The sequence below is a fragment of the Chryseobacterium shigense genome, assembly GCF_900156575.1.
Taxonomy (GTDB): domain Bacteria; phylum Bacteroidota; class Bacteroidia; order Flavobacteriales; family Weeksellaceae; genus Chryseobacterium; species Chryseobacterium shigense.
Map to the genome: position 1 here is coordinate 262,825 of NZ_FTNY01000005.1, position 16,885 is coordinate 279,709.

At 38.7% G+C, this 16,885-nt stretch carries 13 protein-coding genes; 12 read left to right on the plus strand and 1 reads right to left on the minus strand.

Annotated elements, in window-relative coordinates; translation table 11 throughout:
• Positions 1-163: 163 nt before the first annotated feature.
• The 3 genes from BW964_RS18275 to BW964_RS18285 all read left to right on the plus strand — a co-directional run bounded on the left by BW964_RS18275 (position 164) and on the right by BW964_RS18285 (position 3,930).
• Positions 164-1,852 carry a M23 family metallopeptidase gene (locus BW964_RS18275; protein ID WP_076509358.1) on the plus strand — a complete coding sequence of 563 codons (1,689 nt, stop codon included), beginning with the start codon at positions 164-166 and terminating at the stop codon, positions 1,850-1,852.
• Between the two features lie 87 nt (positions 1,853-1,939).
• On the plus strand, positions 1,940-3,232 hold the full coding sequence (locus tag BW964_RS18280; RefSeq protein WP_076509359.1) for a flexirubin biosynthesis putative acyl-CoA ligase FlxY: 1,293 nt from the start codon (positions 1,940-1,942) through the stop codon (positions 3,230-3,232).
• Between the two features lie 92 nt (positions 3,233-3,324).
• Entirely contained in the window at positions 3,325-3,930 is a 606-nt protein-coding gene (locus BW964_RS18285) for a hypothetical protein (RefSeq protein ID WP_076509361.1), read from the plus strand.
• 33 nt (positions 3,931-3,963) lie between these two features.
• Here BW964_RS18285 and BW964_RS18290 read toward each other — a convergent pair whose 3' ends face one another.
• On the minus strand, positions 3,964-5,214 hold the full coding sequence (locus tag BW964_RS18290) for an NAD(P)/FAD-dependent oxidoreductase (RefSeq protein WP_076509363.1): 1,251 nt from the start codon (positions 5,212-5,214) through the stop codon (positions 3,964-3,966).
• Positions 5,215-5,311: 97 nt separating this feature from the next.
• Here BW964_RS18290 and BW964_RS18295 point away from each other — a divergent pair, with 97 nt between their 5' ends.
• From BW964_RS18295 to BW964_RS18335, 9 genes are all read left to right on the plus strand, one after another.
• Positions 5,312-6,832, plus strand: coding sequence for a flexirubin biosynthesis tyrosine ammonia-lyase FlxA (locus BW964_RS18295; protein ID WP_076509365.1), 1,521 nt, complete (start codon positions 5,312-5,314; stop codon positions 6,830-6,832).
• Between the two features lie 75 nt (positions 6,833-6,907).
• Positions 6,908-7,639, plus strand: a complete 732-nt coding sequence (gene fabG / locus BW964_RS18300) for a flexirubin biosynthesis SDR family reductase FlxB (RefSeq protein ID WP_076509366.1) — start codon at positions 6,908-6,910, stop codon at positions 7,637-7,639.
• Between the two features lie 102 nt (positions 7,640-7,741).
• Complete coding sequence (locus BW964_RS18305; protein ID WP_076509368.1) at positions 7,742-8,962, plus strand: beta-ketoacyl-[acyl-carrier-protein] synthase family protein; 1,221 nt, start codon at positions 7,742-7,744, stop codon at positions 8,960-8,962.
• A gap of 4 nt (positions 8,963-8,966) precedes the next feature.
• Entirely contained in the window at positions 8,967-9,221 is a 255-nt protein-coding gene (locus tag BW964_RS18310) for an acyl carrier protein (RefSeq protein ID WP_076509477.1), read from the plus strand.
• A 120-nt stretch (positions 9,222-9,341) separates the two neighbouring features.
• Positions 9,342-10,226, plus strand: coding sequence for an LpxL/LpxP family acyltransferase (locus BW964_RS18315; RefSeq protein ID WP_076509369.1), 885 nt, complete (start codon positions 9,342-9,344; stop codon positions 10,224-10,226).
• 203 nt (positions 10,227-10,429) lie between these two features.
• Positions 10,430-11,965: a phytoene desaturase family protein gene (locus tag BW964_RS18320; RefSeq protein WP_076509478.1), complete on the plus strand. Its 1,536-nt coding sequence runs from the start codon at positions 10,430-10,432 to the stop codon at positions 11,963-11,965.
• Complete coding sequence (locus tag BW964_RS18325) at positions 11,952-13,634, plus strand: C45 family autoproteolytic acyltransferase/hydolase (protein ID WP_076509370.1); 1,683 nt, start codon at positions 11,952-11,954, stop codon at positions 13,632-13,634. Before BW964_RS18320 ends, BW964_RS18325 begins: the two co-directional genes overlap by 14 nt.
• Positions 13,631-13,996, plus strand: coding sequence for a DUF1648 domain-containing protein (locus BW964_RS18330; RefSeq protein ID WP_076509371.1), 366 nt, complete (start codon positions 13,631-13,633; stop codon positions 13,994-13,996). The genes BW964_RS18325 and BW964_RS18330 overlap by 4 nt, the downstream gene beginning before the upstream one ends.
• 175 nt (positions 13,997-14,171) lie before the next feature.
• Positions 14,172-16,844, plus strand: coding sequence for a T9SS-dependent M36 family metallopeptidase (locus tag BW964_RS18335; protein ID WP_076509373.1), 2,673 nt, complete (start codon positions 14,172-14,174; stop codon positions 16,842-16,844).
• Positions 16,845-16,885: the final 41 nt, after the last annotated feature.

The window sequence follows — 16,885 nt, forward strand, 5'->3', positions numbered from 1 at the left end:
CTTCGCATGTTTAATGCATCTGCTTCTTTTTTATCTTTATCGATTATAGTTAATATTATCACGGAATTATTTTTCTGTAAAATCAATCAATTACAGATGGGGAGGATCTGTTTTTTTATTTAAAATTTCGTAAGTTTAAATAATCCCTAAACCCAGCCCCTTCATGAAAGCCCTGTCCAAAGTTGTAGTCATTATTTGTTTCATCAGTACGATTATCATATTTGCCCAGAAAAGCTATCCGCAAAATTATTTCCGGAATCCTTTACCTATTCCCATGCAGCTGGCCGCCAACTTTGGGGCTGTCCGTACCAATCATTTTCATATGGGCCTGGATCTGCGCACGAACAGCCAGGAAAATTTATCAGTTGTGGCAGCAGCAGACGGATATGTAAGCAGGATAAAAGTCGAGCGGTATGGTTTTGGAAATGCAGTTTATATTACCCATCCGAATGGGTATACCACTTTGTATGCCCATCTGAATAAGTACTATGACCAACTTGATGAATATGTTAAAGAAAGACAGTACAAAGATGAAAAGTGGGAACAGGATATCACGTTCTCTCCCGGACAGTTTCCGGTAACTAAAGGGCAGCTCATTGCTTTAAGTGGAAATACGGGAGGTTCAGCAGGCCCGCATTTGCATTTCGAGATAAGAGATACAAAAACTGAAGAATGCATCAACCCGTTACTTTTTGGTTTTAGTATTCCGGATAGTATTGCTCCTGTTATCAGTGGACTTTACTGGTATGACCGACGTTTCAGTACCTATGAGCCCGGAGCCAACGGAATTGCTGTTAAAAAAACAGGTAATGTATATACCACAGATGTAATTCAGGTCAGTTCACCAACGATTAGTTTGGCGATTAAAGCAGTTGATAAAGCCAACCAGGGATTCAATCTTGGAATTTATCATGCAGAATTGCTCATGGATGATCAGGTAATGTACAGCTTTTCCATTGATAAAGTGAGTTATGATGACACCCGCTATATCAATGGCTGTATAGATTATCCTAAGTTGATCAAAGATAAAATGAGCATTCAGCACTTATCTTCTTTGCCGGGGATGAAGCTGAAAAATTACAGTCCGCCAGATTTAAACGGAATCATTAATCTAAAGGACGAAAATGTTCACAACATTGAAATTGTATTAAAAGATGTCAATGGAAATACCAGCAGACTAAAAACAAAAATCAGGTTGAATAAAACTTCAGATCAGATTTTTCCAACCAATAAAATGGTAAAGGCTAATGAAGGGAAAACAATTTCCACTGAAAATGCTGAAATCAATCTTAGCAAAAATGCAGTCTATGATGCACTGAATTTTCAAATGTCTGAAAAATCAAGCACTAATGGAGATGCTGTTTCCAATACAATCGTTTTGCATTCACCTTATATTCCCGTTCATGATAATTATGCTTTAAAAATAAAACCCAATAGAAAATTAACCAACGAAGAAAAAGCGAATGTAGTTGTCCTTTTAGATTATGGAAGTGATACCCATGTTGTCAAAGGAAAATGGAATGGTGACAGAATGGAATCAGAGTTTAACCGATTGGGAACGGCAACACTTCTGCTGGATCAGAATATGCCGTCTGTTTCTCCCGGATGGAAAGAAGGAGCATTGATCACAGGGAGTAGCTTACGATTGAAAGGAACCGCTAAAATCGGAGACATTGTTTCATTTCGTGCAGAACTCGATGGGAAATGGCTGCGTTTTGCCCGTATGAAAGATGACTTTGTTTATGTTTTTGATGAAAAATGTTCCAAAGCCTCAGGTTTACATACTTTAAAAGTAACCACGGTGAATACAGCAGGAAATACAAATACACAGACTTTTACCTTTCAGAGATAAGATTATTGGGGTGACTCATTTTTTAATCTTTTAATCATTCAATCTTTTAATTTTAATTAAATAAATTTGTTCCTTAAAATTAAATCATTGGAATTCTATCCGGACATCGAAAGATCAGACCTTCAGGACATCAAAAAATTTCAGGAGCACAAGCTTCAGGAACTTCTGGTTTATCTTGAAAACAATTCGCCTTTTTATCAAAAGCTGTTTAACAAGAACAGTATCAATATCTCGGATATTCAGACGTTGGAGGACCTGCGGAAAATCCCCACCACCACAAAAGATGATCTGCAGCAGCATAACGATGATTTTTTCTGTATTTCACAGGATAAAATCGTAGACTACAGCACAACTTCGGGAACTTTGGGTGATCCGGTTACTTTCGGATTGTCGGACAGCGATCTTGAAAGGCTGGCTTATAATGAAGCCATTTCTTTTGTCTGTGCAGGAATCCGGAAAGGAGATGTGGTCCAGATGGTCACCACAATTGATAAAAGATTTATGGCCGGCCTGGCTTACTTTCTGGGTTTGAGGAAAATGGGAGCCAGTGTCGTAAGAATGGGTCCGGGAGTTCCGGAACTTCAATGGGATTCTATATTCAGATACAAGCCTAAATACCTGATCACGGTCCCGTCTTTCCTTTTAAAAATGATCGACTATGCCGAAAAAAACGGAGTGGATTACAAAAATTCCAGTGTTTATGGTGCAGTATGTATCGGGGAAAGCATCAAAAATCAGGATTTTACAGACAATATTCTTTCGCAGAAGATCAAAGAGAAATGGGATATTAAATTATTCTCAACCTATGCCTCTACAGAAATGAGTACAGCTTTCACAGAATGCGAATTTCAGATCGGAGGCCACCATCACCCGGAATTGATTATCACAGAAATTCTTGATGATAACGAAAATCCTGTTGGGGAAGGAGAGAATGGTGAGCTTACCATCACTACTTTAGGTGTGGAAGCTATTCCTTTACTTCGTTTCAGGACGGGTGATCTTGTAAAAGCTCATTATGAACCGTGTGGATGCGGGAGAAATACCCTGAGACTTGGCCCTGTTGTAGGGAGAAAGCAGCAGATGATCAAATATAAGGGAACCACGCTCTATCCGCCTGCAATGAATGATATTTTAAATGATTTCAATACCATTTTGTGCTATCAGATCGTTATTCAGTCTGATGAAATCGGATTGGACGAAATTATCATCAAGTTAAGTACAGAGCAAGATCATGAGACCTTCGTGAATGAAGTCCGTGATCATTTCCGGGCTAAACTCAGAGTAAGTCCTAAAATTGAAATCATTGATTTTGATATTCTGTCGAAAACTGTTTTTAATCCCACCAGTAGAAAACCAATGACCTTTATAGATTTGAGATAACTGTTTGCCGTAAATAAAAATGGAGAGACAGCTTACACGAATTGCTTTTTAATGATATATTTGGCAACTTAAATCTTTTAAAATTATAAACCATGAAAAAATTATTTCTGTTATTGTTTATAGCAGTTGCAATACCATCTTTTGCACAAAATCAAATTAATTTCGAATCAGGAAATTTTGATTTCTTAAAGGATCAGACTGAAGTGAATGTTCAGTTGAAATTTGATAATGCCGTTTATCAGGAGAAAAATTTCACCGAAGCGCAGTACCTTGAAAACAGAGAAAAAGATATCACAGCTAAAAAAAATGAAGCCGTTTGGAAAAACTGGATTTTTCAATGGGAGAAATTTAAAAAGTCAGAATATGCAGAGTATTTCTTTAAAGGGATTAACAGCAAATCAAAAAAAATAACATTTAAAAACGACGTTAAAGCCAAATACACTTTAATCATTGATGCAAAATGGATCTATGCCGGGTGGTATGGCGGAATGATAGGATCGCAGGAAGCCAAATTAACTTCTGATCTTACTTTTGTAGAAACCGATAATCCTTCGAATGTAGTGATGAGATTAAAAGCGGATAAAATTCAAGGGAAAAAAATGAATAAAGATTTTTCCTGGGAATACGGCAGAATTGCTGCAGCATATGAAATCACAGGAAAGAAGCTAGGTGCAGAAATAAAAAAAACGGTTAAATAAAACGAAAACGGTCTGAATATTCAGACCGTTTTTTTATGATTGTTCCTGTTGTTTTTCAAGTTTAATAAGATTGGCCAGGTTTTTAATGACCGTATCATGTTTCTTTACAAAAGGATTGTCTTTATTCCACACATATCCTGCGAGTACCGCACATATTTTTCTTTTTACATCTTCGTTTTCAGGTCTGTGGAAGAAAAGTTCCTGAAGATTGCCGGTGTACCACTCCTTTACATACGTGGTGAAAACATCTACCCCATAAAGGATATAGTCTGTATAATCTTTCTGCCAGTCAATCTTTTCACCGTTAAGCTGCCTTAAAGCCAGTTTCGCGGCAAGCATCCCAGATTCTGTTGCAAATGCCATTCCGGATGAGAACACAGGATCAAGGAATTCAGAGGCATTTCCCGTAAGGGCATAGCCATCTCCGAATAATTGCTTTACAGAACATGAATAATCTTTCAGATGTCTTGGATCAAATAGAAAATCTATATCTCCAAAACGTTTTACATAGTATTCTGAAAGAGAAATCGCTTTTCTTAAAGCTTCTGAGGCATCACCATTTTCAGAAAGCTGATCAATATATTCTGTAGGCCCTACAATGCCTACGCTCGTATTTCCATTAGAAAAAGGAATAACCCATAGCCATACCTCGGTTTCAATAATGTCAAAAGATATAAGTGTTCCCTCTTCACCTTCCTCTCTGTTCGTATCCTCTACATGAGAGAAAATAGCGGAATGCGGAGATAGTTTTGATGGTTTTTCAAGATCAAGGAGTCTGGGTAAAACTCTTCCGTAACCGCTTGAGTCGATCACGAATTTAGAATGAATTTCTTTAGTGTTGCCGTCTTTGGTTTTTACAGTTGTTATAGAATCTGTACCGTTAAACTGAATATCAATTACCTCAGTCTCAAATTCCAGATCGATGCCTTTATTGATCACTTCCTGGGCCAGGGTGTTATCAAAATCAGCTCTCGGAACCTGCCAGGTCCAGTCCCAGCCTTCCCCGAATTTATCACTAAAATCAAAAATACAAACTTCGTTGCCTCTTAAGAAACGGGCTCCCAGTTTTTTTTCAAAGCCCATTTTATCCAAAGCAGGGAAAAGTCCAGCCTCGTCAAAATGATCCATTACCCTGGGAATTAAGCTTTCACCCACTACCAGTCTTGGAAATTTTGTCTTTTCGACAACTTTTACGTTGATATTGTTCTTCTTTAAGTATGAAGAAGATACGCATCCGGAAGGCCCAGCCCCGATTACGAGAACATCAACAAATTCTTTGCTCATCTTGATTTTTTATTTTAATAATAACTTCTATCTTTGCCGCAAAATTAGTGACAATTAATTAATATTTTACAAAATTAGCAACTATTACTTTTAATTGATGAAAATAAATAACTTTTTAGAACTGAAGGATTTTCAAAAAATTATCATTGAGAATGAAAAAATAGAACTGGACGTAGCTCTTTTAGACAGAGTAGAAACAAGTTTTCAGTTTTTAAAGGAATTTTCAAGAAATAAAGTAATATATGGTGTGAATACCGGTTTTGGGCCAATGGCTCAGTTTAAAATCAGTGATGAAGATACCCACCAGCTTCAGTATAACCTCATCAGAAGCCATTCTTCAGGAATTGGAAATCCGTTACCAGCTCAGGAGGTAAAAGCCTGTATGCTGGCAAGACTCAATACGCTTTCGCTCGGGAATTCAGGGGTTCACCAATCGGTTGTTCATTTGCTTAAAGAATTGATCAACAGAGATATTACTCCATTAATTTTTGAACACGGAGGTGTAGGAGCAAGTGGCGATTTGGTCCAGCTTGCCCACCTGGCTCTGGTTTTGATCGGAGAAGGAGAGGTATTTTATAAAGGGGAAAGAAAACTGACCCGGGACATTTTCGAAACGGAGGGGCTTGAACCTATCAAAGTAGAGATCCGTGAAGGACTTGCTTTGATGAACGGAACTTCTGTTATGTCCGGAATAGGGATCGTTAATGCCTATAAAGCGAATCAGTTAACCGATATTTCAATTAGACTTTCATGCGCGATCAATGAGATTGTTCAGGCTTATGATGATCATCTTTCAGAAGCTTTGAACGGAACGAAAAAACATTACGGTCAGCAGAAAGTGGCGGAAAGAATGCGTGCTCATCTGGCGGATAGTAAACTGATCAGAAAAAGAGAAGACCACCTATATACCCACTTTGAAGAACAGGAAAAAGTATTTAAGGAAAAAGTTCAGGAATACTATTCTTTACGATGTGTTCCGCAGATTTTAGGTCCTGTTTTAGATACTCTGGAATACACTGAAAATGTTCTTGAAAATGAGATCAATTCAGCCAATGATAATCCCATCATTAACGTTGAGGATAAGCATGTCTATCACGGTGGAAATTTCCACGGTGATTATATTTCGCTTGAAATGGATAAACTGAAGATCGTAGTAACCAAGCTTACCATGCTTGCTGAAAGACAGTTGAACTATCTTTTAAATGCAAAGATCAACGAAATTTTGCCTCCCTTTGTAAATTTAGGTAAATTAGGTTTCAATTTCGGGATGCAGGGCGTTCAGTTTACGGCAACCTCTACAACGGCAGAAAGCCAGATGCTTTCCAATTCAATGTATGTACACAGTATCCCTAATAATAATGATAATCAGGATATTGTAAGCATGGGGACCAATGCCGCAGTGATCTGCAGAAAGGTCATCGAGAACGCTTTTGAAGTATTGGCGATTGAAGCCATTACCATTATTCAGGCTGTGGAATATCTTGGTTTTCAGGACAAAGTGTCGTCTTCTACCAAAGAGCTTTATGACGACATAAGAAAGATTATTCCTCCTTTCTCAGATGATATGGTGATGTATCCGTATCTGGAGGAAGTGAAAAAATATTTAAAGGCAATGTAATTACGGACAGTAATAAATTGTTATACACCTAAGGATTAAAAATTATACTTAAAAAAACTAACTAAACACTAACACATGAAATGTGCAATTGTAACAGGGGGCTCCAGGGGAATAGGTAGAGCAATCTGTATAAAACTGGCAGAAGAAAAAAATTACCATATCCTCATCAACTACGCTTCCAATGAAGTGGCAGCTAAGGAAACTCTGGCTAAAGTACAGGAGTTGGGAGCTACAGGAGAGATCCTGAAATTCGACGTGGCCAGTGCTGAAGAAAGTCTTGGTGTTTTGACGGAATGGCAGGATAATAATCCTGATGCGATCGTTGAGGTCATTGTAAACAACGCCGGGATCACAAGAGACGGATTATTCATGTGGATGCAGAGTGATGATTGGAACAGTGTAATCAATACCAGCCTGAACGGCTTTTTCAATGTAACGAACTTCTTTATCCAGAAACTTCTTCGAAATAAATACGGAAGAATCATCAATATGGTTTCTGTTTCCGGAGTAAAAGGAACAGCAGGACAAACCAATTATTCTGCAGCAAAAGGCGCTTTGGTAGGCGCTACAAAAGCACTCGCACAGGAAGTAGCCAAAAGAAATATCACTGTAAATGCAGTAGCTCCGGGATTTATCAGAACAGATATGACTCAGGACTTCAATGAAGATGAGCTTAAAGCAATGATTCCGGCCAACAGATTTGGTGAAGCGGAAGAAGTTGCGGATCTGGTCGCGTTTTTAGCATCCAGAAAAGCGTCTTATATTACCGGGGAAATTGTGAATATCAACGGGGGAATATACTCATAAATAATGTAACAATAGAGCAATGTAGCAGTGTAACAATGTTGCTGTGACCTCAATTGGATTGTTACATTGTTCCACTGATACATTGTTAAATTAATAAAACTCATGGAAAATAGGGTTGTAATTACCGGAATGGGAATTTATTCTTGCATCGGGACCTCTTTGGAAGAAGTCAGAGAATCCCTATATCAAGGAAAATCCGGTATTGCTTTAGTACAGGAAAGAAAAGAATTCGGATTCAGGTCTGGCCTTACAGGGGTAGTCCCGAAACCGGATCTTAAAAATCTGCTCAACAGACGCCAGCGTGTAAGCATGGGTGAGGAAAGCGAGTATGCTTACCTTGCGACCAGTGATGCATTGAAACAGGCAGGGATAGACCAGGATTTCCTGGACAGCCATGAAGTGGGTATTCTATACGGAAATGACAGTGTTTCTCAGGCGGTAGTAGAATCTATCGATATTGCCAGAGAAAAGAAAGATACGACATTGATGGGATCGGGCGCGATCTTTAAATCAATGAATTCTACAGTGACAATGAACCTTTCAACGATCTTCAAACTGAAAGGAATTAACCTGACTATCAGTGCAGCCTGTGCCAGCGGATCACATTCCCTGGGCCTTGCTTATATGATGATCAGCAATGGTTTTCAGGATATGATCATTTGTGGGGGAGCGCAGGAAACCAACAAATATTCAATGGCTAGTTTTGACGGACTGGGTGTTTTCTCCGTGAGAGAAGATGAACCCACCAAAGCGTCAAGACCTTTTGATGCCGGAAGAGACGGACTGATCCCAAGTGGAGGAGCAGCCAGTCTTGTGGTGGAAAGTTTGGAATCTGCCCAAAGAAGAGGAGCCACCATTCTTGCAGAGATTGTAGGGTACGGTTTTTCTTCAAATGGCGGACATATTTCAACACCGAATGTAGACGGCCCGGCTCTGGCTATGCAGAGAGCTTTGAAACAATCCGGATTAAAAGGGGAAGATATAGATTATATTAACGCTCATGCCACCTCTACCCCCATCGGGGATGCCAATGAAGCCAAAGCAATCTACGAGATTTTCGGAAGTGAAATTCCGGTAAGTTCTACCAAGTCTATGACCGGACACGAATGCTGGATGGCAGGAGCAAGTGAAGTAGTGTACTCGATTCTGATGATGCAGAATGATTTTATAGCACCGAACATCAACCTGGAAAACCCTGACGATGAGGCGAAAAGGATAAATTTGGTCTCAAAAACGAAAAATCAAAAAATTGACGTATTTTTGTCCAATTCTTTCGGATTTGGGGGAACCAACTCCGCATTAATAGTTAAAAAATTTGATTAAAAACATGGAAAGGGAAAAAATTGTTGACATCGCTAATGATTTCTTAGTAAACGAATTCGAGGTAGATGGCGATGAGATCAGTAATGACGCCAACCTGAAAAAGACGCTTGGGCTGGACAGCCTGGACTATATCGATCTGGTAGTCGTGATCGAATCCAATTTCGGAGTGAAATTGGGAGAAGCAGATTTTAAACAAATGGTGACATTTGATGATTTCTATACCACTATTGAAAATAAAATTGCCGCAAAAAACGCATAACTATCGATTGAACTTTATTCTTTTTAATAATGTAACAATAAAAAAAATATACCAGTGTAACAATGACTTCAGCCGAAAGATTGTTACACTGGTATATTGATCAATTGGTAAACTGTATATATGAACAAGTGGAAAGGTAAATCTAAAGGAACCATAACCGGATATAAAATATTCGTCTGGTGTATTAGAAATATCGGAATCCGGAGTTCATATGGGGTGCTCTATCTTGTAGCTTCCTATTATTTTTTATTTCTTAAAAAAAGCAATCGCTACATCTCTTATTATTTTCAGAAAAGATTGAACTATGGCTATTGGAAAGCAAAAGCTGCCGTATTCAAAAGCTATTTCACTTTCGGTAAGGTTTTGATAGATAAAACAGCTATTTCTGCCGGATTAAGGGAAAAATATACTTATGAATTTGACGGAATAGAAAACCTTAGAAACCTTTTAGCAGAAAAAAAAGGAGGCGTTTTGATCAGTGCCCATATCGGAAATTTTGAAATTGCAGAATATTTCTTTGCTGATATTGATTTTGACTGTCAGATCAATCTGGTGACCACCGATCAGGAAGTGACGGTTATTAAAGAATATCTGGAAAGCGTTGCCGTTAAACAAAGCAACATCAAATTCATCTACGTCAAAGACGATATGTCTCACATTTTTGAGATCAATCAGGCGTTATCAGATAATGAGCTGATCTGCTTTACAGGCGACCGGTATTTCGAAGGTTCAAAATATTTAGAAGCTGATTTGCTGGGGAAAAGTGCTAAATTTCCTGCCGGTCCGTTTTTGATCGCTTCACGTCTTGGTGTTCCTGTAGTCTATGTGTATGTGATGAAAGAAAAAAATCTTCACTATCACTTATATGCAAGAGTTGCGAAAAATATTAAAAACCGTGATTCTCAGGGACTTCTTAATTCCTATGTACAGAACCTGGAATCGATGATCACAAAATATCCCCTTCAATGGTTCAATTATTTCGATTTTTGGGATGATATTGATTAATTTTTCTAATTTTATCCCTCAAAACTAATAATAATTCAGAATTAAACCTGATGAGAGAGTTGAGATGGTTTTAAACCCAACCGTATTTATTGAATTTTTGCGCCTTAGGTTTTTAAAAACAGCAGGTCTGTAAACAGCTATTTTGCGTCTTTGTGTTTAATCTTATACTAACTCTCAATAAAAAAACACACAATTTTTCTCCTTTGAAAAAAGAATACGATATACTGGTGATCGGTAGTGGATTGGGAGGCCTTGTTTCAGCTCTGATTTTGGCGAAAGAAGGTCTGAAAGTCTGTGTCCTGGAAAAAAACAATCAGTATGGCGGAAATCTGCAGACCTTTTCAAGGGATAAGCTGATATTTGATACCGGAGTTCATTATCTGGGAGGCCTTTCGAAAGGGCAAAATCTTCACCAGTTCTTTTCCTATCTTGAGATTATGGAGGAGCTCGAACTTCACAAAATGGATGAGGACGGTTCTGACAGAATTTCTTTTGGAAATGAAAGCATAGAATATCCTCATGCGCAGGGTTATGAAAACTTTGTGGAACAGCTTATTGCCCATTTTCCTAACGAAAAACAAAACTTAGAAAACTATTGTGAGGAAATCCAGTACGTGTGTGCACAGTTTCCAAGATATCAGGTAGTTGGGAAAGATAATTATAATGAAGAAATTCTTCACCTCAATACCAAAAGATTCATAGAGTCTGTTACCCAGGACAAAAAATTGCAGGCAGTATTGCTCGGTTCCAATTTTTTATATGGCGGAGATTCAGAAAATACACCGTTCTATGTTCATGCGCTTACCGTAAATTCTTATATTCAGAGTGCTTATAAATGTATCAAAGGCGGAAGCCAGATTACAAAACTCCTGATCAAAAAGCTTCGGCAGTACGGAGCAGAAGTACACAAACATTCTGAGGTTTCCGAATTTATTTTTAATGAAAACAATAAGCTCTCTTCAGTAAAAACAAAGTCAGGAAAAGAATATATTGCAGGGAAATTTATTTCAAACATAGAAATCCGTTCCGTCATGAAACTGATCGGGGAAGACCGTTTGAGAAAATCCTTTTCGAACAGAGTGATGAGCTGGGCGCCGGTGTCGTCATGCTTTAGTGTTTATCTGGTATTAAAACCTCATACTTTCCCTAGCTTTAATTATAATATCTACCATTATTCATCAGAAGAGATGGTCTGGAACGCATTCCGTTACAGCAAAGAAAACTGGCCTGAAACCTATATGCTCTCTTCTACAGCCTCAAAGCATCATCCCGACTACGCAGAAAGTCTTACGGCAATCTCTTATATGGATTTTGATGAGGTTAAATCCTGGGAGAAAACCATCAATACAGTAGCAGAAGAACACGAGAGAGGATTGAAGTACGAAGAATTTAAAATGGGTAAAGCAGAAAAAATGATCTCGGCACTGGAAAAGAAAATTCCTAATCTCAGACATTCCATACAAAATATCTACACTTCATCGCCATTGTCATACAGGGACTATATCGGCAGCTTTGAAGGAAATATGTACGGATATATGAAAAATTCGGATAACCCTTTAAAAACAATGGTTTCGCCCCGCACAAAGATCGATAACCTTTTCCTTACGGGACAGTCTGTCAATATGCATGGAATTCTTGGGGTAACCATCGGCGCCTTCAATACCTGTGCAGAAATTCTCGGGAAAGAGATAATTGATAAGCGGCTGAAACAAATGATTAAAATGAATGAAAAAAAATAACCGGCTTGCTACAGTACCTTGGGGAATTTATTTTTTCCTGATCCTTTCCCTTATTTCATGCGGAGTTTCAAAATCGGTCAGACATATTCCTGATATCAGTGCTTATGCGGTGGAAACTCCAAAGGTCAACAAAATCAATGATTCTACATTCAGCTTTAATCAGAATTATTTAACAAAAAATAAGCAGCAGCTATGGGAACTTTATATTAAAGGAAATCCATTGCAGCTGGGATATAACAACGGAGCATTGACTCAAGACCTGATGCAGCGACAGGAAGAGATCTTCTTTTCCAAAGTCGAAGGTTTTGTTCCGTCAAAGTTTAAACAGAAAATTCTCAGAGGATTTCTAAAATGGTACAACAGGAAAATGTACCTGAATGTTCGGGAAGACTATCAAACAGAATTATACGGTTTGTCCCGATATTCTTCAGATCAATACAACTTTATTGCTCCAAAATATCTCAGGAGCCTGTATCTTCACGGAGCCCACGACATCGGCCATGCTATGCAGGATCTGGCCATGGTAGGATGTACTTCCCTGGCTGTATGGAACGAAAATACTGAAGATGGAGACTTACTGATCGGGAGAAATTTTGATTTTTATGTAGGGGATGATTTTGCTAAAAATAAGCTAATCGAATTTGTAGAACCGGAAACCGGAATTCCCTATATGTCCGTAAGCTGGCCCGGAATGATAGGTGTGGTTTCCGGCATGAATAAAGAAGGAATTACAGTAACCATCAATGCCGGGAAATCCAAAATTCCCCTGACCGCAAAGACTCCCATTTCCCTTGTGACCCGGGAAATTCTACAGTATGCGAAAAGCATAGACGAAGCCGTTGCCATTGCAAAAAAAAGAAAAGTGTTTGTTTCCGAATCTATTCTGGTCGGAAGTGCTCATGACAGAAATGCAGTGATCATAGAAGTTTCCCCTAAAAATTTCGGAGTTTACAAGGTGGAAAATACAAGCCGTGTTTTCTGTACCAATCATTTTCAGTCGGAAGCGTATAAAGAAGATAAAAGAAATCAAAAACAAATCTTGGAAAGCCATTCCGAATACCGATACGAAAAGCTTCAGGAACTTCTGGAGAAGAAGAAAAAACTGAATCCTGAAAAAATGGCCGATATTTTAAGAGATAAATCCGGTTTAAAAGACCGGAAGATAGGCTATGGGAATGAAAAAGCGATCAATCAGTTGCTGGCACATCACGCCGTGATATTTTCACCTGAAAAAAAACTCGTCTGGGTTTCTTCCAATCCTTACCAGTTGGGAGAATTTGTATGCTATGATCTCAATGAAGTCTTTTCCGGTAAAAAGGCATCCGAAAGCTTTCAGGCAAAAAAAGCGCTGAATATTCCCAGAGATCCCTTCGCAGATTCTGATGAATTTGAAAACTATCAGGTATCTAAAGTAATGAGTGAAGATCTAAATACTGCCACAGATGATAAAGACATGACACTGGCGGATAACTTTATTCCCCATTATCAAGCCATGAACCCTGATTTTTGGTTGGTTTATTACCAGTCGGGAAAATATTATTTCGGTAAGAATGAGTGGCTAAAAGCCAAAGGTGAATTTGAAAAAGCACTGACAAAAGAAATTACTACTGTACCGGACAGGAAAAATGTAGAAAAATACCTCAAGAAAACTTTAAAGAAATTAAAATGATTCCAAAACATATAAAGCTGCTCTTCTCTATTCCTTTTATCATTATAATCAGTTACACAGCCTATCTGCTGACAAGGTACAATGATATTCCTGATAGTATACCCATCCACGGTTATGGTGGGAAAAATGATGGATTCGGGAGTAAAATGTTTCTTTTTGCGCCTATTGTCTTAAATCTTATTATTTTGGGCTTTATCTGGATGATCATCAGAAAACCGGATAAAATCAAATTTACTTTTGAAGTGAAAGAAGAGGATAAAGAAAAAACCTATGATCAGTACCAATTGGTTTTAATCATTCTCTCGATATTTGTTACATTGATTATGAGTCCGTTATCTTTTTCGGATGTTGTTTTTAAATAAATTGATCCCATGAATAAAATCTAATTTCCCGCTCAGTGAATTAAGTGATTTTTGTATCTAAAATGTATTTTTTGATTAATATTATAGAATACTTTTTAAAGTTATGTATGAATGTTGTAACATTTTGTTGTTTTCGCTACTAACAGAGGAAGTAAATTAAATCAAAGTAAAACATATGAAAAGAATTCGACTAAGTGTTAAGTTTTTATTGCTTTGTTCTTTTTTCGGCTATGGTGCGTTGTCTGCTCAGAAACATGAACAGGTGATCAAAGACTACGTCAATGCTGAAAAGACGTTTCAAAGAATAAATCCTGAGCTGAAAGCATTTACCGTTGTGAATGTTGACCCTTCAACAAGTCTGAAAGGTGATGTGGTAGGAATACAGCAAACCATCAATGGTGTTCCGGTTTTTGCAAGTTCAGCCAATGTTTTGGTTAGAGAAGATAAAGTGCTGAGCTTTGCCGATACTTTTATGAAAACTTATCCTTCCCTGGTAAAAGGAAAGGAGAATACCAATAAGGAGGCTCTGGTAGCAGAAGCTGCCAGGAAACTCAATGGCCTGACTACCGTTAAAAACCGTCAGGGGAAAGAAGAGCCTTTAAAAACTAAGCTCGTATACTTCGCAAAAGGCGGAGAATTGATTCTTGGATACCAGTTCGATTTAGAAGAAAGAGGGACAGGCAATCTGTGGACTTTAATCATTAGTACAGATGACGGTTCTGTTTTATACCGCGAAAATCTTACCCTCTCATGTGATTTCCATGACGGTGCTCACGAGCACTTTCCAACAGAATTATCGCAAACAAAGCTGAATAGTCAGCCTTCTGTACTTCCTGCTCCTCTACAACAGCAAAACAGTAGTCTTCACAAGAATTTTGTTCTGGCTCCTGATAATGCCTCTTATAACGTTCTGCCATTCCCGGTGGAAGCGCCTTCTTTTGGAAGCAGAGCATTGCTGAATAATCCATGGGACTTGACAGCTTCTCCTGAAGGATGGCATTCTGACGGAACCAATCATTATACGAACACCAGAGGAAATAATGCGTACGCCTACACTGATGAAAACAATACCAATACGGTTCAGTTTTCTGCCGATGGCGGAGCCGCAAGAGCTTTTGATTTCCCGATGGATGTAACACTGCCTCCACAGAATTATACTTCTGCAGCGGTGACCAATTTATTTTATGTCAATAATAAAATGCATGACGTATTTTATAAATTTGGATTCACAGAAACAGCCAGAAATTTTCAGACCACTAATTTCAGTGGCGTTGGTGCAGGGAATGATGCTGTTTTGGCAGAAGCCAGAGACGGAGGGGCTTATAATAATGCGAACTTCCAGTCGCCTGCAGACGGATCTGCCCCTAGAATGCAGATGTACTTATTTGAGCCTACACAGATGCAGAATCTCTTCTATAATTCGCCATCCATTTACACAGCAAGAGTTCCAATAAGCAGAACGGCACAGTTTGGCCCGGCACTTGAAGGAAATGCTCCTGTAACTGGAAATTTAGCACTTTCTGTACCTGCTGATGCATGTACGGCTGTAGCAGCAGGAAGCTTAACAGGTAAAATAGCGGTAGTAACTGCGGCGACTTGCGGTTTTGCAGTTAAAACCAAAAATCTGCAGAATGCCGGTGCTGTAGGAGTTATACAATATCACCCCAATAGTGATACTCCGGTAGGTTTAGGTGGTACAGATGCTACTATTACCATTCCGACCATTATGATTGGAAAAACGGAAGGACAGTTCTTACAATCTGAAATTACCAATGGAGCAACGATCAGCGCAACATTAAAATATGATAAATTAAATTACGTTTATAAAGACGGAAGCTTAGACAATGGGGTTATGGCACACGAGTACGGACATGGAATCACCAACCGTATGACAGGTACCGGAAACAACTGTTTAAATTACGGAACTTCCAATGAGCAGATGGGAGAAGGATGGTCTGATTTCTTTGCCTTGATGCTGACCAACAAACCTGGAGACAATGCTTCTGTTCCCAGAGGGATGGCTACCTTTACAGCCAGTCAACCCACAGATGGAGCAGGGATAAGACCCGCGAGATATTCACCTGATTTTACAGTTAATAATTATACCTATGCCAGAACTAATGGGATGAAAGTTAACGATAATGTAAGATTAACTAATGGTACCATCATTCCGGTTACCAGAGCAGATGTTCACAGTATAGGATTTGTATGGGCAACAATGCTTTGGGATCTTAACTGGAAATACGTAGAAAAATATGGCTATAACAGCAATGTATTGGCTAATCCTAACAGTGGAAGTGCTAGAGTACTTCAATTGGTAGTTGACGCCCTTAAATTGCAGCAATGTAACCCCAACTTTATACAGGGAAGAGACGCGATCTTAGCTGCTGACATGGCAAAAACCAACGGAGCAGATAAATGTATGATCTGGAAGGTATTTGCGAAAAGAGGTTTAGGCGTTAATGCAGCACCAGGAGGACTGGTTGGAATATGGCAGAATTATAATCAGCCTGCTCCGGACCTAAGCGATCAGGTTGAAAACTTCGATGTTCCGGCTGAATGTAATACTTTGGCCGTGAATGAGGCTTCTGCTAATTCCAAAGGAATATCAATCTATCCAAATCCGGTGAAAACTGAATTCACGATAAAAACTCCTTCAGGAATGGATCTTTCAGGAATCACTACCGTTTCAGTGTATGATTTTACAGGGAAACTGGTTTCTTCAGAAAAAATCAATCTGAACAAACAGACCACCGTCAACGTTAATGCATTATTGAACGGGGTTTATATGGTGACCATCAAGGGGAATGCCATTGATTACAGCCAGAAAATTATTGTGTCAAAATAAAAGTAGAATAATAACAGTATAGAGAATAAAGTCCTGGAGCT